Source organism: Actinomycetota bacterium (assembly GCA_035759705.1).
Lineage (GTDB): Bacteria > Actinomycetota > CADDZG01 > JAHWKV01 > JAHWKV01 > JAJCYE01.
In genome coordinates, this window is record DASTUJ010000224.1 from 1 (window position 1) to 15,203 (window position 15,203).

The window sequence follows — 15,203 nt, forward strand, 5'->3', positions numbered from 1 at the left end:
CGTGAATGCGCAGGCTCTCGAAATCGTTGAACTTGCCGACGCCGGCGAAGGCCATGCGGTCGTAGATCTCGGAGATCTTGTGGAGTGTGCTGGAGGGGTTCTCCGCCACGAACAACACCCCGTCGGCGTAGTCCATCGCCATTACCGACTTACCCCGCTTGATGCCCTTGCGGGCGTAATCGGACTTGTCCTTCATGAACTGCTCGGGCGATACGTAGAAAGGAAGGCTCATCTAGTCCACCACCGGCCTTTCGGCTCCGGGGACCCGCTCCTCGGTGGACTGGCCCAGCTTGGAGCGCTCCTGCAGCAGCTCCTGGAACAGCTCGGCGATGCGGGCGTCACCGTACTCGGTGAACCCGTCGGCCGTTATCGAGGCGATGTTCGGGTAGATGCGCCGCAGCACGTCCGGCCCGCCGGTGCCCACGTCCTCCTCCGAGGCGTCGAACAGGGCCTCCAGGGCGACCTTCAGGGCGTCGTCGGCAGTGATGCCCGGCCGGTAGCGCTTCTTGATCGTGGCCCGGGCGTCGCGGCCGCCGGACCCGGTGGCCCAGTACTCGCTCTCCTCGTAGCGGCCGCCGGTGACGTCGTACTTGAAGATCCTGCCCACTCCGGCGCGGTCGTCGTACCCGGCGAACAGCGGCACGACCACCAGCCCGGCCTGCATGGCGAGCATCAGGTTGGCCCGGATCATCTGACCCAGTTTGTTGGCCTGACCTTCGAGGCTGAGGCGTTCGCCCTCGATCTTCTCGTAGTGCTCGAGCTCGGTCTGGAACAGCTTGGTCATCTCGATTGCAGGACCTGCCGACCCGGCAATGGCGACCGCCGACCAGCGGTCGGTGCGGAAAACCTTCTCGATGGAGCGGTGGGCGATCGAGTAGCCCTCGGTCGCCCGGCGGTCGCCGGCGATCATCACGCCTGTCGCGTGCTTCAGCGCCAGGATCGTGGTGGCGTGGGGCGCCTCCAGGGGTGTGGACCCGCTTAGGTCCGGCATGCCTTCGACGTCCATTCGCCTCAGCAGGCTGCTGAAAGAGGAGGAATCCAACGAGGCGCCCGGGGCGGTGTCGAAAGGGAAGTGCGGATAGTCCATCATCGGCATTCTAACCGGCCCTCCGCGGAGTGTTCCCAGCGGCGGACGGGCGTGTCGAGAACTCTCGCCGGGTTCCCAAAAGACCCGGCAGGCGGCTGAGCACCAAAAAGGGGGCCCCAGGAGGGCCCCCTTTTTGTTTTGGTAACGATCAGCAGTTGTTGTTGTTGTCCGCTTCGACGCAGGTGTCGCCGCTGTTGCCGCTGTTGCCCGAGTTGCCGCTGGCTCCGCCGCTGCCACCGTTGCCGCTGGCTCCGCCGCTGCCGCCGCTGCCACCGTTGCCGGAGACCCCGTTGCCGCCGTTGCCGTTGCCGCCGCTGCCGCCGGCCGCTGCGCCGCCGCTGCCGCCGCTGCACCCAGTGGTTACTACGCCGCCGGCGTCGCAGGTGCCGCTGCCGCCGTTGCCGCCATCGCCGCCGCCACCATCGCCGCCACCGGTCGTGGCCCCGGCGTGGTCGCCGCTGCCTCCGGCTGCTCCGCCGCCCCCGCCGTTCCCGCCGTTGCCGCCGGCGTTTCCGCCGTTGCCTGCCACCGCTGCTCCGCCGTGGCCGCCATCGCCGCTGCCGCCGGTCGCCGCGCCGCTGGCTCCGCCGTTGCCGCCGTTACCTGCGTCGCCGCTGGAACCACCCTCGCCGCCGTCGCCCGTGCTGCCGGTGTCTCCGGTGTCGCCGGTTTCCAGGTCGAACTCCTGGGAGCACTCGGTCGTGTCGTTGCCCGGGCCGTTGGCGTCGCAGTTGTTCTCTGCGAATGCCGGCAGGCTCATCGCTGCGATGAGGCCGATTGCCAGGACTGCGCCGGTGATCTTCTTGGTTGCGTTCATTTCGTTTTCTCCTTTATCCCCGCCGGACTCTTTGTTTCGGACAGGGGTAGGAGCAGGACGCGCCGGAATGCTTACGAAAAGTGAAGAAAGAATTTTGAAGAAGACTTCCGCTGGCTAGGGGCTACTGTCCGCCCTTTTGAACATAGCTGCGGACGAACTCCTCGGCGTTTTCCTCGAGGACCTCGTCGATTTCGGAAATCAGCTTGTCGACTTCCTCGGTGCTGCGGCGTTCGGATTTGGGCGGAGCCTCTACCTCGGCGTCCGTATTCTCTTCCGACCGGCGTCTTACGCGCTTTTGATCTTCTGCCATTAGATATTCACCTTGTACAGATTGTAGCCTTCCCGGCCGATTTCAATCATGACTGAAGCCGGCGGAGCAGGTCGGCGGCGTCGGTCGCGGCGTCGAACAGTGCCCCGGTTGCGGCCTTGGTGCCCTTCAAAGGCTCCATCATCGGGACCTTCTGGAGGGAGTCGGCCCCGGTGTCGAAGATCACAGCGTCCCAGGACGCTGCCGTGACCTGCGACGAGAACCGGCCGAGCGCCCGTCCCCGGAAGTAGGCCCGGGTGTCCTCGGGCGGGTTGGTGATCGCTCGCTGCACCTCGTCCTCGGAGACCAGAGTCTCAATCTGGCCGGTTTCGACCATCTTGTAGTAGACGCTCTTATCGATCCGGATGTCGTGGTACTGCAGGTCGACCAGCGCCAGCTTGGGGTCGTCCCACTGAAGGTTGTGGCGATCTTTGTAAGCGTTGATCGTGCTGAGCTTGGCCACCCAGTCCAGCTGGCGGTCGAGCGACATCGGGTCGGTTTCCAGCGCAGCCAGGGTCTTCTCCCAGCGTGCTACGACATCGGAAGTCACGTCATCGGTGTCCTGATCGGCCAGGTACTTCTGCGCCCAGTCGAAGTACTCCCACTGAAGGTCGACCGCGGTCACCGAACGGCCGTCGGCCAGCTCTACCCTGGCTTTGCAGGTGGGGTCGCGGGAGATCGTACGCAGGGCGGCCACCGGATCGGCGATCCGCAGGTCTGCGGTGATGAAGTTGTCCTCGATCATTGACAGGACGATCGCCGTTGTGCCCACCTTGAGGAAGGTGGATATCTCGCTCATGTTGGCGTCGCCGATGATCACGTGGAGCCGGCGGTACTTGTCCGGGTCGGCGTGGGGTTCGTCCCGGGTGTTGATGAGGGGCCGGCGGAAGGTGGTCTCCAGCCCCACCTCGACCTCGAAGAAGTCCGAGCGCTGGGAGATCTGGTAGGGGACATCCTTGGACGAGGAGGCACCCTCCGAGCCGACCTTGCCTGCGCCGGTGTAGACCTGGCGGGTAACGAAAAACGGGGTGAGCATGGTGACGATGTTCGGGAACGGCGTCGACCGGCTCATCAGGTAGTTCTCGTGGCATCCGTAGGAGTTGCCTTTGCCGTCGGAGTTGTTCTTGTAGACGAGGATCCGGTTCCGGTCGGGCAGCGACCGCCCTGCGGCCTCCAGACTCCCGGCCAGGATGCGCTCGCCCGCCTTGTCGTGGACTACCAGGTCGCGGGCGTTACTGCACTCCGGGGTGGAGTACTCGGGGTGGGCGTGGTCGACGTAGTATCGGGCGCCGTTCTCCAGGATCACCGACACCAGGCCGCCGTCGTCCTCCAGCAGCTCAAGCCCGGCCCGCTCGAAGGCGCCGCGGGCGTCCCGGAGTGGGGTCTCCTCCTCGTAGTCCCACCGGACCCGCTTCAGGCGGGGGGAGACGTAGGAGTTGATCAGCAGGGAGGACGCGAATATCGGGTTGTGCTCCTCATCGCCTTTGCTGATGATCCCGTATTCGGTTTCGATGCCCATCACTTTTGGAACGGCCACGGTTACTCCTAAACCTTTGGCGATTCGGTCGGTAGACCTTACAGGGGCGCCCGGGGTTTCGCTTTAATTGAGGCGATTGGGCTGCTCATGGGAACTCCGGAAATCGTCAGCCGGGGCCGCCCATGCGAGGGCGATCCCGGTCCTACAGGTACTGCCCGGTCTGGATCTGCTCTATCGAGCGGGAGTCCGCCTTCTTCTGCTCGCTGACCAGGGTCCGGACGAAGACGATCCGCTCGCCCTTCTTGCCCGAGATCCGCGCCCAGTCGTCGGGGTTCGTGGTGTTCGGCAGGTCCTCGTTCTCGTGGTACTCCTGGTGGATCGACTCGATGAGGTCCGTGGTTCGGATGCCACCCTCTCCGTTTGCGATCAGGCGTTTGATGGCGATCTTCTTGGCCCTCCGGACTATGTTCTCGATCATGGCTCCGGAGGAGAAGTCCTTGAAGAACAGGACCTCCTTGTCCCCGTTGGCGTAGGTGACCTCCAGGAACCGGTTGCTGTCGGCAACCGAGTACATCTCCTCGACCGTGACGTCGATCATGGCCTTGATGGCCGCGTGGACATCGCCGTAGCGCTCGATCTCCCCGGGGCTGATGGGGACCTCGGAGATGAGGTACTTGGAGAAGATGGCCCTGGCGGAGTCGTGGTCCGGCCGCTCGACCTTGATCTTCACGTCGAGGCGCCCCGGGCGCAGGATGGCCGGGTCGATCAGGTCCTCCCGGTTGGAGGCGCCGATGACGATGACGTTTTTCAGCTGCTCCACGCCGTCCAGCTCAGATAGGAGCTGGGGGACGATGGTGGTCTCGATGTCGCTCGAGATGCCGGAGCCACGAGTTCGGAACAGCGACTCCATCTCGTCGAAGAACACGATGACGGGGACGCCCTCCTCTGACTTCTCCTTGGCCCGCTGGAAGATCATGCGGATCTGGCGCTCGGTCTCGCCGACGTACTTGTTCAGCAGCTCGGGGCCCTTGACGTTCAAGAAGTAGGCCCGCACGTCCTCCCGGCCGGTGACCTCCTGCGTCCGCTTGGCCAGCGAGTTGGCTACCGCCTTCGCGATGAGGGTCTTGCCGCATCCCGGAGGGCCGTAGAGCAGCACGCCCTTCGGCGGCGGCAGCTGGTAGTCGTTGAACAGGCCGGAGTAAAGGAAGGGGAGCTCGACTGCGTCGCGCAGGGCCTCGATCTGCTCGTCCAGGCCGCCGATTGCGTTGTAATCGATGTCCGGCACCTCTTCGAGCACCAACTCCTCGACCTCGGCCTTGGGCAGCTTCTCCATCAGGTAGCCCGACCTGGGGTCCAGCAGCACCGAGTCGCCGGCGTGCAGGACGGTGTCGTCCAGCTGCGCCGACAGGGAGACCACCCGCTCGTCGTCGGCGTGGGTGATGACGATGGCGCGGTCCCGGTCGATGACCTCCTTCAAAAGGGCGACCTCGCCCTGCATCTCGTAGCCGCGGGCCTCAACGACGTTCAGAGCTTCGTTCAGACGGACCTCCTGGCCCTTGACCAGCGTGCCGGCCTCGACGCTCGGGGCGACGTTGACCCGCAGCTTGCGGCCGCCCGTGAAGATGTCGGCCGTGCCGTCCTCGTAGTAGGTGAGGAAGACGCCGTAGCCGGACGGGGGAGAGGACAGCTTGTCTATCTCCTGCTGGAGGGTGACCAGCTGCTCGCGCGCCTGGGCGAGAAGCGTGGCCATCCGTTCGCTTTGGGTCCGGGAGCGGCTGGCTTCGTGGCGGACCTCCGAGAGCTGGCTTTCGAGCTTGCGAATTTTCAGCGGGGCATCGAGCAGCTTGCTGCGCAGGACCGAGGACTCCTCCTCGAGATCTTTGATGTGCATCTGCAGTTCGCCGACTTCTTGCTCGAAAGCGGCGATTCTGCGATCGAACTCAGATGATCCGCGCATATTCAGGCCCGTTCCTTCGAATCAAAGCACCGGGTATCAAAGCATCGCATCCTGACCAAGTATAGGGGTCTGACTTTAATGTTCGTCACCTTTCCCCTGCGCATCAAGAGGGCAAACCCTACTCCTGAACGGTGATGCGTGCGAACGTCAGGAAACCGGTGTGGGCCACCATCCGGTGGTCCGGGCGCACCGACTGGCCCTCGATGTGCCAGGTGCGGGTGAGCGTCTCCTGGCTCCAAACCGACGTCCAGCGGGGCTGTGCCTCGAGCTCCTCAGTGAGGCGCTGTACCTGGAGGATGGTGGGAAGAAAACAAACCAGTATGCCGCCCGGGCGGAGGGCCGACTCCACCTGGGGGAGTGCCCGCCAGGGCTCGGGCAGGTCCAGGGAGACGCGGTCGACCTCGGTCGGCTCGATGGGCTCGTAGATGCTGCCCATGCGGACCTCGAGGTTCTCGACCTTGCCGAGGAACTCTTCGATGTTGGCGAGGGCGCGCTCGGCGAAGTCCTCCCGCTGCTCGTAAGCGATCACCCGGCCCTCGGGACCGACCGCCCTCAGGAGCGCCATCGTGGTCGCCCCGGAGCCGAGCCCGGCTTCGAGCACCCGGGCGCCCGGGTAGACGTCGGCCTGCATGAGCATGATCGCGACGTCCTTCGGATAGATCACCTGGGCTCCGCGAGGCATCTTCAGGACGTAGTCGGCGTAGGTGGGCTTGAAGACGGTAAGTGTCTCCGAGCCGGTCGAGACCACCCGGCTGCCATCCGGCAGGCCGATGATCTGGTCGTGCTGGACGATCCCGCGGTGGAAGTGGAAGGATCCTCCCGTTTTCAGGGTGAGCAGGTACCGCCGACCTTTGCGGTCGGTAAGCAGCGCCTTGTCGCCCGCCTCGAACTTCATCGCCGGCACCCGTTGAGAGATTTCACCGGGCGATCTTAGCCGCAGGGTGAAAGTAGCGGGAAAACAAACGGCCGGGCCCATGGGCCCGGCCGTTTGGTTCGATAGCGCTTAGCCGATTACCGACTCCAACTCCTCGGACTCGGCAAGTGCGCCGCAGCAGGTCTCCATCAGGAGGCGGCTGACCACGTACGGGTCCATGTTGGCGTTCGGACGGCGGTCCTCCAGCCATCCCTTGCCGGCCTTGGCAACGGCCCACGGGATACGGATCGATGCGCCTCGGTCACTGGTGCCGTAGCTGAACTGGTTCCACTTCTGCGTCTCGTGGGCGCCGGTCAGGCGGTCCTGGATGCCGTCGCCGTAGTTCTCGACGTGCTTCAGCGGGTCCTTACCCAGGGCCTCGCAACAGGCGATGATGGCGTCCCAGCTCTCGCGGGTGCCCTTGGTGGAGAAGTTGGTGTGCGCACCGGCTCCGTTCCAGTCCCCGGGGACCGGCTTGGCGGCCAGGGTCACGAATACCTCGTGCTCCTCGGCGATCCGGTAGAGGAGCCAGCGGCCCATCCAGATCTGGTCGCCGATGTCGGGGGCGCCCAAGACGCCGATCTGGAACTCCCACTGGGCCATCATGACCTCGGCGTTGGTTCCCTCGATGGCAAGCCCGGCGTTGATGCAGGCCAGGGTGTGCTCCTCGATGATGTCGCGGCCGACCATCTTCTGGCCGCCGACGCCGCAGTAGTACGGACCCTGCGGGGCGGGGAACCAGCCACCGGCCACCGGCCACCCGAGGGGACGGCCGTCCTGCATGAACGTGTACTCCTGCTCGATGCCGAACATCGGCTCCTGGTCGGCGTACCTCTCGGCGACCTCGACGCAGGGACGGCGGGTGTTGGTGGGGTGGGGTGTGCCGTCGGGAAGGAAAACCTCGCACAGGACGAGAATGTTGTCGCCGCCGCGGATGGGGTCGGGACAGATGAACACGGGCTCGAGCACGCAGTCCGAGTTCTCACCCGGGGCCTGGTTGGTGCTGGATCCGTCAAAGCCCCAGGTGCCGGGCTTCTCGCCGTCGGCAATGACCTTGGTCTTGTTTCGCATCAGGGCTGTCGGCTTCGTGCCGTCAATCCAGATGTACTCGGCCTGATAGCTCAAAGTAACTTCTCCTATTTCTCGGGTCGCGGCCCGTTTGGCCACCCTTTGTGTCTGTTGATTCGGCAGCCTAGCAGCGGCGTGTTACGAGCCTGTTGCGCATTCGTGTCACGGCTACTAGGTGAAACTTCAGCAGCCGGAGGGGGAATCGAACGCCGGTTGCCGGTTGTCCGGGCAGCTGTCGTAGCGGCCCCGGAGCCAGTAAAAAGCGTAAACGCAGTTGCGGGATCTTGGAGCGGAAACAGCCCTTGTTAACGCCTTCTTAACAATTCGGAAAACGTACAGACACATTAGGCTTCTAAGTTCTTTGCGAAGTGGGGGCTTGTCAGCCCGAGTTCCCCGCGCGACGGTTGAAAACAATCAGGAGAAAGGTAGCCAACAGGAGGGCGATATGCCGCACGTGGACATGAAGGATGCCAAGCAGGTCCTTTCGCTCATCAAGGACGAAGGTATAGAGCTGGTAGACATCCGCTTTTGTGACCTTCCCGGACTAATGCAGCACTTCACGATGACCTCCGAGGGCCTCGACGAAGACAGCTTCTTAGAGGGCTTCGGTTTCGACGGCAGCTCAATCCGTGGGTTCCAGAAGATCCACGAGTCGGACATGATCCTGTTCCCCGACCCGACCACCGCGTTCGTCGACCCGTTCATGCGGGAGAAGACCCTGGTGATGAACTGCTTCATCGGCGACCCGGTGACCGGGGAGTCGTACTCCCGGGACCCCCGCTATGTCGCCAAGAAGGCCGAGGATTACCTCACGGCCAGCGGCGTCGCCGATCAGTCCTACTGGGGACCGGAGGCTGAGTTCTACATCTTCGACGACGTCCGCTTCGACCAGACCCAGAACTCCGGTTACTACTTCGTGGACTCCATCGAGGGCATCTGGAACTCGGGAACGGTCACCGAGGGCGGCAACAAGGGGTACAAGCCCAGGTACAAGGAGGGCTACTTCCCGGTGCCGCCGATGGACCAGCACCAGGACCTGCGGTCGGACATGGTCCTGAACCTGAGAAAGGTCGGCCTGGACATCGAGGTCCACCACCACGAGGTCGGTACCGCCGGCCAGGCCGAGATCGACCTCGGGTTCGGCCCGCTGCTCAAGATGGCCGACGCCCTGATGCTCTACAAGTACATCGTCAAGGGGACCGGGATGCGGGTCGGCAAGACCATCACCTTCATGCCCAAACCGATCTTCCAGGACAACGGATCGGGCATGCACGTCCACCAGAGCCTGTGGAAGGACGGCGAGCCTCTTTTCTACGGCGACGGCTACGCCAACCTGTCGGAGATGGCCATCCACTACATCGGCGGCATCCTGAACCACGCACCGGCGCTGCTGGCCCTTTGCGCCCCCACCACCAACTCCTACAAACGGCTCGTCCCGGGGTACGAAGCCCCGGTGAACCTGGTGTACTCGCAGCGCAACCGGTCGGCGGCGGTTCGGATCCCGCTCTACTCGAAGAGCCCCAAGAGCAAGCGGATCGAGTTCCGGTGCCCCGACCCGTCGTGCAACCCGTACTTTGCCTTCTCGGCGATGTTGATGGCGGGCCTCGACGGAGTTAAGCAGGGCCTCGTCCCACCGGAGCCGGTAAACCGGGACATGTTCGAGCACGATGGCGACGCCGGTCCCGTGCCCACCGTCCCCTCGACCCTGGAACAGGCGCTCGACGCCCTGGAGGAGGACCACCAGTTCCTGCTCGAGGGCAACGTCTTCACCCAGGACCTGATCGACACCTGGATCGACTACAAGAGGAACAACGAGGCCAAAGAGCTGAGCCTCAGGCCGCACCCGTTCGAGTTCTACATGTACTACGACATTTAGCAGGCAACAAAAAAGGCGGGCCCCGTTCGGGGGCCCGCCTTTTGTGTCCCGGGTATTTAGGTCTTCACTACCAGCGTCTTGGCGATGATGTCGTGCAGCGCCTGCTTCTTCGGGGTGAAGGCGGCCATGATGTAGCCGATCATCAGGATGATCCCGGAGAGGATCTCTGAGAAGTAGCGGACCGTTGCGGTGCCTGCAGAGATCCTTGCTCCGTTCATGTCCGTCACCTTGAGTCCGAGCGCCATCTTCCCGATGGTCGCCTGCCGTTCCGAGCTCTCCATCATGATGTAGTACGCGGCACCTATCCCGATGGCGACGATCAGCGAGACGACCGTTGTCGGGTTCATGGTGTCGGTGGATGCGCCTGTGGCCATGCGGATCAAAAAGAGCAAGATGTTCGTGACGATTCCGACCAAAATCCCATCGATCAGCGCTGCGCCGAAGCGAATCCAGAAACCCGCGTAAGCCGCGGTTCCTTCGTTGTATGCAGGAGTTGCGGGATAACTCGTCATTCTTTCTCCCCTTCCAGTTTCAGCAAAGATACGCTCTCCGGCGAACGCTGAATAGGGCGGGAACTGCACGTGAGAAAGATTTTTTTGTCCTATCCGGCCTCCTGCAGGATCTGGCCGAGGTCCACGAACTCGGCGGGACCGGGCTCGGCGATCTCAACCGTGGCTCCGAAGTCGAAGAACTCCATCTGGGTGTCGATCGACTCCGCAGGATGTCCCTCCTCACCGGGCAGCGCCATGCTGTACCGGATCCGCCGGACCATGTTGTCCTCGTCCATCCAGGCCTCGGCGGGGAAGGTGGCGGGCATCTCCTCGAACAGGGGCTTGACCGCCTCGGCCAGGTCCGGCGGCAGGGCAGCGGCCGACGCAGCAAGGTCGACGGTAAAGCGGTAGTGGGTCGTCGGGGTGTTCCGGACCAGTTCGGTGCCCAGCTCTTCGATGTCGCCACCGGCTCCGCCCAGGAAGCTGACCGGCCCCTGGGGGTCAATCTGCGTCTGGTCGAACATCGCTGCGATGTCGATTCCCGTCAATTCGCCCATCTGCATCAGGTCGAACTTGACCCAGGTCTTTCCGCCTTCGAGCAACTCGTTGAAGACAAGGCTCTTCATGTAAATGTTGGTCCCCGCCATGATCTGCTCCATGGCCATAGTTCCGGTGGGGGTCCCCGGTGCGGGCATGGTCATGGTCATCCGCAGCTTTTGCCGAGCCATGTCCTGCTCTCCTTCGCCTGAGATCACGCCGAGGCTTGCGCTTTTCATCGACATGGAGAAGCGAAGGGTTTCCCAGCCCTGGGCCTTGGCCGAGGCCACCTTGAACCGTTCCACAGGGTTCTGCTCTTTTTGAGCCGCCTGCGACGAAGGGTCGGACGACGTGTCCCCGCCGCACGCCGCAAGGGCGAGGCAGGCGATCAAGGTCATCCCGATCGAGGTGCGTTTGAGCATGTTCCCTGGCCTTTCGTTCGTGAACGGGTGATCCGGACCCCCGTCCGTTGGACATCTCTTCGTTATCGGCACAAAAAAGGCCACGCTGTAGGACTTCTCAAGGGCTTCGCGATATTCGAATTGCGGAATAAGCTTTTGGGATGAAGCGACTGTGTGTCTTCACCGGCTCCAGCCCCGGGGCAAGGCCCGAGTACGCCCGGGCGGCCCAGAACCTGGCCGGGGCGATCGTCGAGCGTGAGCTCACCCTGATCTTCGGCGGTTCCCGGCAGGGGCTCATGGGCATCCTCGCCGACTCGGTTATGGAGGCGGGCGGCGAGGTCATAGGGGTCATCCCCGATCGTCTGTTCCCCAAGGAGACCCCGCACATGGGCCTGACCGAGCTGCACGTAGTCAAGTCCATGCACGAGCGCAAGCAGGTGATGGCCGACCTGTCGGATGGGTTCATCGCGATGCCGGGCGGGGTGGGAACTCTGGAGGAGCTGACCGAGATCTACACCTGGAGCCAGCTGGGGCTTCACCGCAAGCCCTGCGGTCTGCTCAACGTAGAGGGGTACTACGACTACCTGACCCAGTTCCTGGACCACGCCGTGCACGAGAGGTTCCTGAAGCCCATCCACCGGGACACCCTGATGGTCAAAGAGGACCCCAGGGAGCTGCTCGACGAGTTTGCGACTTACCGGGCGCCCCGCCTGGGCAAGTGGCTGGACCGCGCCAGCACCTAGTTATTCGGGGAGGTACCTGTTGGTGATAGGCAGGCGGCGGTCCCGGCCGAAGGCCCTAGAGGTCACCTTGATTCCCGGCGCCGACTGACGCCTCTTGTACTCGGCCCGGTCCACCATCCGGGCGATCTTCTTCACCATCTCCCGCTCGTAGCCCAGCGCGGCGATCTCGTCGATTCCCAGGTGGTTCTCCACGTACTCCTTGAGGATGGGGTCGAGGACGTCGTAGGGGGGAAGCGAGTCGGTGTCCAGCTGCCCCGGGGCCAGCTCGGCGGTGGGGGGTCGCTCGATGATTGCCGGAGGGATGGCCTCCCCCTGGGTGTTGCGCCACGCCGACAGCTGGTAGACGAGGGTTTTCGGGACGTCCTTCAGGACGGCGAAGCCCCCCGCCATGTCGCCGTACAGGGTGGCGTAACCCACGGCCATCTCCGACTTGTTACCGGTCGACAGCAGCAGGCGGCCGGTCTGGTTCGACACGTACATCCACAGGGTGCCCCGGATGCGGGCCTGCAGGTTCTGATCGGCCACCGAGTACTCGGAGCCGCCGAAGTCCTCCTCCAGGGTCCTACGCATAGCCGCCAGCGGCAGGCCGATGGGCATGGTGACGAGCTTGAGCCCGAGGTTCTCAGCGAGCTGCTTGGAGTCCTGGGTGCTCTGCGACGAGGTGAACTCGCTGGGGTTCGAGATGCCGAGAACGTTCTCACCACCGATCGCGTCCACCGCAATTGCGGCAGTCAGGGCGGAGTCGATGCCTCCGGAGATCCCTATCAGGGCCTGCTTGAAGCCGTTCTTCGCCATATAGTCCCGCACCCCGAGCACCAGGGCGCCGTAGACCTCGGCTGCCGGTTCGAGCTCCTGGGCAATTTGCGGGGTTACCGGCGGCGGGCCGGCATCGGGGTGCCAGGCCAGGCTGACGACCACCACCGTGCCGGCGGCCTCCTCGTCGGCCTGCAGCTCGGTGGCCGGGTCGTCCGGCTCCTCGGCTCCGCCGGAGGTGTCCTCGCTCTCAGGGTCGAAGTCGAAGACCAGAAGCTCCTCGGAGAACTGCCCGGCGCGGGCCAGCAGCTTGCCGTCCGGGGATACGACCGACGACTGTCCGTCGAAGATCACCTCGTCCCCGCCTCCGACGCAGTTCACGTAGGCGATGGCAATCCCGTTGCGCCGGGCCCTCCGGGAGAGCAGGCTGAGGCGCTCCTGCCCCTTGCCGGCGTGGTAGGGAGAGGCATTGATGTTGATGACCATCTGAGCGCCGGCCAGCGCGCAGTCGACGTGGGGGCCGTTCTCCAGCCAGAGGTCCTCGCAGACGGTCACCCCGAAGGTCAACCCGTCGATCTCGGCCAGCACTATCTCGTTTCCGGAGGAGAAGAACCGCCTCTCGTCGAACACCCCGTAGTTCGGCAGGTGGTGTTTTCGGTAGACGCCCCTTATCTTGCCGTCGGAGACCAGGGCTGCGGCGTTGTAGAGGCGGCCGTTGTTCTCGTCGACAAAACCGATGACCGCTGCAATGCCGAAGGTGGTCGAGGCGATGGCTTCGAGAGCCGCGTTGGCGTCCGCGATGAACGACTTCTTGAGAAGCAGGTCGTCGGGCGGGTAGCCGGTAATGACCAGCTCGGGAAACGCCACCACGTCCACGCCGGCGGCCTTGGCCTGCTCGATGTAGCGCTGCACCAGCGCCGTGTTGCCCACCAGGTCACCAATCGTGGGGTTGATCTGTGCCAGTGCGATTCGGACCATCGTTAAAGATTAGTCCTTTGAGCATCTGCCATTCCAGGCGCAGGGCTTAAACGGGAAATTTAGTTAGGGCCGTGCGCCTTTGAAGACTGGTTAACCCTTTAGGCTGCCACTCCCGGCAGCTCCACGACCATGCGGCAGCCCGTCGGCTCCCTCGACTCCACCCGGATGACCCCGCCGTGCAGGTCGACGATCCAGCGGGCGATGGCGAGGCCAAGCCCGGTGCCCCCCTGGGTCGAGGAACGTGCGGCGTCGGCCCGGTAGAACCGCTCGAACACCCGGCTGGCCTCGTTCTGGGGAATTCCGGGGCCCTCATCGGCGACCTCGATGGTTACCCGGCGCTCGTTGCCGTAGGCGGAGACGCTGACCTCGGCGTCGTCGGGGGAGTGCCGGATCGCGTTCTCGATGAGGTTGGCCACCACCTGGTGGACCCGCTCGGGGTCGCCGTCGGCGCTGAGGTCGGCGGGCCTCACGTCCACGGTCAGGTGGATGTTGTGGGAGTGCAGCTTGGATTCCCGCACGGCCTGCTGGAGAAGGTCCTCGACCCGGAAAGTGACCCGTTGAAGCGGCACCGCCCCGGACTCCAGGCGGGAGAGGTCCAGCAGCTGCGACACCAGGCGCCCGAGCCGCTTGACCTGCTCGTGCATGGTGGTGAAGGTCACCGGGTCCGGCTCCTCAACCCCGTCGATCAGGTTCTCGAGGACCGCCTGCAGGGCGCTGATGGGAGTTCTCAGCTCGTGGGAGACGTTTGCTACCAGGTCCCGGCGCATGCGTTCGACCTGCTCCAGCTCCGACGCCATCCCGTTGAACGCCCTGGCCAGCTCGCCCACCTCGTCGCGGGAGGTGGCGGTGACCCGTTTGGAGTAGTCGCCCCGAGCCATGGTCTTGGCCGCTGCCGCCATCTCCCTAAGCGGCGACGTCATGCCATGGGCGAGGAACTGCACCATCAAAAGGGAGAGCGCGCCCGAGGCGACGCCGACCACGAGAAGGGGTATACCGGCCCGGAGGCCGAGGGTGTGTACCGCCACGGTGACCGCCACCGAGGCGACGATTACTACTCCAAGCTTGGTCTTGATAGAAGAAAGCGGGTCGAGCGGTCTCAAATTCCCCCAGATTCCACTGCGTAGCCGACGCCGTGGACCGTACGAAGCAGGTCCGAGCCCAGCTTACGCCGCAGCGCCCCCACGTGGGAGTCCACCGTGCGCCCCCCGAAGCCCTCGCGGTACCCCCACACCTCGGAAAGAAGCTGCTCCCGGGTGAAGACCACCCCCGGCCTGGCGGCAAGCGTGTAGAGAAGCTCGAACTCGATCGGGGTGAGGTGGATGATCTGCTCCTCGCGGCGGACCTGCCGGCGGGCGGGGTCGACCTCCAGGTCCCCGACCCGGAACGTGGTGTCGGGAGGGGAGGGGAACTTACGGGCCCGCCGCAGCAGCGCCCGCACCCGGGCGACAAGCTCACGCGGGCTGAAGGGTTTTGTCATGTAGTCGTCCGCGCCGATGCCCAGTCCCACCAGCATGTCGGTTTCGGAGTCCCTGGCGGTGAGCATGAGAACCGGAACCGGGCGCTCTCGTTGAATTCTCCGGCACACCTCGAGGCCGTCGAAGCCGGGGAGCATGACGTCCAGCACCACCAGGTCCGGCCGGGATCGTTCACAAAGCTCGACGCCGGACGGGCCGTCGGGTGCAACCTCTACCTTGAATCCTTCCCGCCTGAGGCGGGCGGCCACCGCCGCTGCGATGATCGACTCATCTTCTATGACTGCAATCGTGGCGTAATCCATGTGACCAGTGTAGGAAGGGTC

At 64.3% G+C, this 15,203-nt stretch carries 15 protein-coding genes; 2 read left to right on the forward strand and 13 right to left on the reverse strand.

Annotated elements, in window-relative coordinates; all coding sequences use genetic code 11:
* The 8 genes from VFV09_15685 to glnII form a co-directional block, all read right to left on the reverse strand.
* Positions 1–232 (reverse strand): proteasome subunit alpha (locus tag VFV09_15685; protein ID HEU4869152.1); only part of this gene is annotated, 232 nt, incomplete at its 3' end.
* Positions 233–1,087 carry a proteasome subunit beta gene (prcB, locus tag VFV09_15690; GenBank protein HEU4869153.1) on the reverse strand — a complete coding sequence of 285 codons (855 nt, stop codon included), beginning with the start codon at positions 1,085–1,087 and terminating at the stop codon, positions 233–235. It abuts the gene before it with no gap.
* Between the two features lie 148 nt (positions 1,088–1,235).
* Positions 1,236–1,904 carry a hypothetical protein gene (locus VFV09_15695; GenBank protein HEU4869154.1) on the reverse strand — a complete coding sequence of 223 codons (669 nt, stop codon included), beginning with the start codon at positions 1,902–1,904 and terminating at the stop codon, positions 1,236–1,238.
* A gap of 121 nt (positions 1,905–2,025) precedes the next feature.
* Entirely contained in the window at positions 2,026–2,214 is a 189-nt protein-coding gene (locus tag VFV09_15700; GenBank protein HEU4869155.1) for a ubiquitin-like protein Pup, read from the reverse strand.
* A 46-nt stretch (positions 2,215–2,260) separates the two neighbouring features.
* The gene (dop, locus tag VFV09_15705) at positions 2,261–3,748 is read right to left on the reverse strand and encodes a depupylase/deamidase Dop (GenBank protein ID HEU4869156.1); all 1,488 of its coding nucleotides are present in this window, start codon (positions 3,746–3,748) and stop codon (positions 2,261–2,263) included.
* A gap of 142 nt (positions 3,749–3,890) precedes the next feature.
* Positions 3,891–5,645: a proteasome ATPase gene (arc, locus tag VFV09_15710; GenBank protein ID HEU4869157.1), complete on the reverse strand. Its 1,755-nt coding sequence runs from the start codon at positions 5,643–5,645 to the stop codon at positions 3,891–3,893.
* 118 nt (positions 5,646–5,763) lie between these two features.
* Positions 5,764–6,540, reverse strand: a complete 777-nt coding sequence (locus tag VFV09_15715) for a tRNA (adenine-N1)-methyltransferase (protein ID HEU4869158.1) — start codon at positions 6,538–6,540, stop codon at positions 5,764–5,766.
* A 108-nt stretch (positions 6,541–6,648) separates the two neighbouring features.
* Positions 6,649–7,683 carry a glutamine synthetase GlnII gene (gene glnII / locus VFV09_15720; protein HEU4869159.1) on the reverse strand — a complete coding sequence of 345 codons (1,035 nt, stop codon included), beginning with the start codon at positions 7,681–7,683 and terminating at the stop codon, positions 6,649–6,651.
* A 388-nt stretch (positions 7,684–8,071) separates the two neighbouring features.
* On the opposite strand from glnII, the gene glnA reads away from it, so the two are divergent.
* A complete protein-coding gene (glnA, locus tag VFV09_15725; protein HEU4869160.1) occupies positions 8,072–9,502 on the forward strand; it encodes a type I glutamate--ammonia ligase in 1,431 nt (476 codons plus the stop codon).
* A gap of 56 nt (positions 9,503–9,558) precedes the next feature.
* On the opposite strand, the gene VFV09_15730 is transcribed toward glnA, so the two are convergent.
* Positions 9,559–10,014: an RDD family protein gene (locus VFV09_15730; GenBank protein ID HEU4869161.1), complete on the reverse strand. Its 456-nt coding sequence runs from the start codon at positions 10,012–10,014 to the stop codon at positions 9,559–9,561.
* 89 nt (positions 10,015–10,103) lie between these two features.
* A complete protein-coding gene (locus tag VFV09_15735; protein ID HEU4869162.1) occupies positions 10,104–10,952 on the reverse strand; it encodes a hypothetical protein in 849 nt (282 codons plus the stop codon).
* A gap of 140 nt (positions 10,953–11,092) precedes the next feature.
* On the opposite strand from VFV09_15735, the gene VFV09_15740 reads away from it, so the two are divergent.
* Positions 11,093–11,674 (forward strand): TIGR00730 family Rossman fold protein, encoded by a 582-nt coding sequence (locus VFV09_15740; GenBank protein HEU4869163.1) that lies wholly within the window; start codon positions 11,093–11,095, stop codon positions 11,672–11,674.
* On the opposite strand, the gene VFV09_15745 is transcribed toward VFV09_15740, so the two are convergent.
* The 3 genes from VFV09_15745 to VFV09_15755 form a co-directional block, all read right to left on the reverse strand.
* Positions 11,675–13,405: an NAD+ synthase gene (locus VFV09_15745; GenBank protein ID HEU4869164.1), complete on the reverse strand. Its 1,731-nt coding sequence runs from the start codon at positions 13,403–13,405 to the stop codon at positions 11,675–11,677.
* A 98-nt stretch (positions 13,406–13,503) separates the two neighbouring features.
* On the reverse strand, positions 13,504–14,505 hold the full coding sequence (locus VFV09_15750; GenBank protein ID HEU4869165.1) for an ATP-binding protein: 1,002 nt from the start codon (positions 14,503–14,505) through the stop codon (positions 13,504–13,506).
* Positions 14,502–15,182, reverse strand: a complete 681-nt coding sequence (locus VFV09_15755) for a response regulator transcription factor (GenBank protein ID HEU4869166.1) — start codon at positions 15,180–15,182, stop codon at positions 14,502–14,504. The genes VFV09_15750 and VFV09_15755 overlap by 4 nt, the downstream gene beginning before the upstream one ends.
* Between the last annotated feature and the right edge of the window lie 21 nt (positions 15,183–15,203).

What these genes read in the sequence shown, in the direction of transcription:
- prcB (HEU4869153.1), bottom strand. Translation starts at nt 1,087, where the DNA reads ATGGACTATCCGCACTTCCCTTTCGACACCGCCCCGGGCGCCTCGTTG.
- VFV09_15695 (HEU4869154.1), bottom strand. Translation starts at nt 1,904, where the DNA reads ATGAACGCAACCAAGAAGATCACCGGCGCAGTCCTGGCAATCGGCCTC.
- VFV09_15700 (HEU4869155.1), bottom strand. Translation starts at nt 2,214, where the DNA reads ATGGCAGAAGATCAAAAGCGCGTAAGACGCCGGTCGGAAGAGAATACG.
- arc (HEU4869157.1), bottom strand. Translation starts at nt 5,645, where the DNA reads ATGCGCGGATCATCTGAGTTCGATCGCAGAATCGCCGCTTTCGAGCAA.
- VFV09_15715 (HEU4869158.1), bottom strand. Translation starts at nt 6,540, where the DNA reads ATGAAGTTCGAGGCGGGCGACAAGGCGCTGCTTACCGACCGCAAAGGT.
- glnA (HEU4869160.1), top strand. Translation starts at nt 8,072, where the DNA reads ATGCCGCACGTGGACATGAAGGATGCCAAGCAGGTCCTTTCGCTCATC.
- VFV09_15730 (HEU4869161.1), bottom strand. Translation starts at nt 10,014, where the DNA reads ATGACGAGTTATCCCGCAACTCCTGCATACAACGAAGGAACCGCGGCT.
- VFV09_15735 (HEU4869162.1), bottom strand. Translation starts at nt 10,952, where the DNA reads ATGCTCAAACGCACCTCGATCGGGATGACCTTGATCGCCTGCCTCGCC.
- VFV09_15740 (HEU4869163.1), top strand. Translation starts at nt 11,093, where the DNA reads ATGAAGCGACTGTGTGTCTTCACCGGCTCCAGCCCCGGGGCAAGGCCC.
- VFV09_15745 (HEU4869164.1), bottom strand. Translation starts at nt 13,405, where the DNA reads ATGGTCCGAATCGCACTGGCACAGATCAACCCCACGATTGGTGACCTG.
- VFV09_15755 (HEU4869166.1), bottom strand. Translation starts at nt 15,182, where the DNA reads ATGGATTACGCCACGATTGCAGTCATAGAAGATGAGTCGATCATCGCA.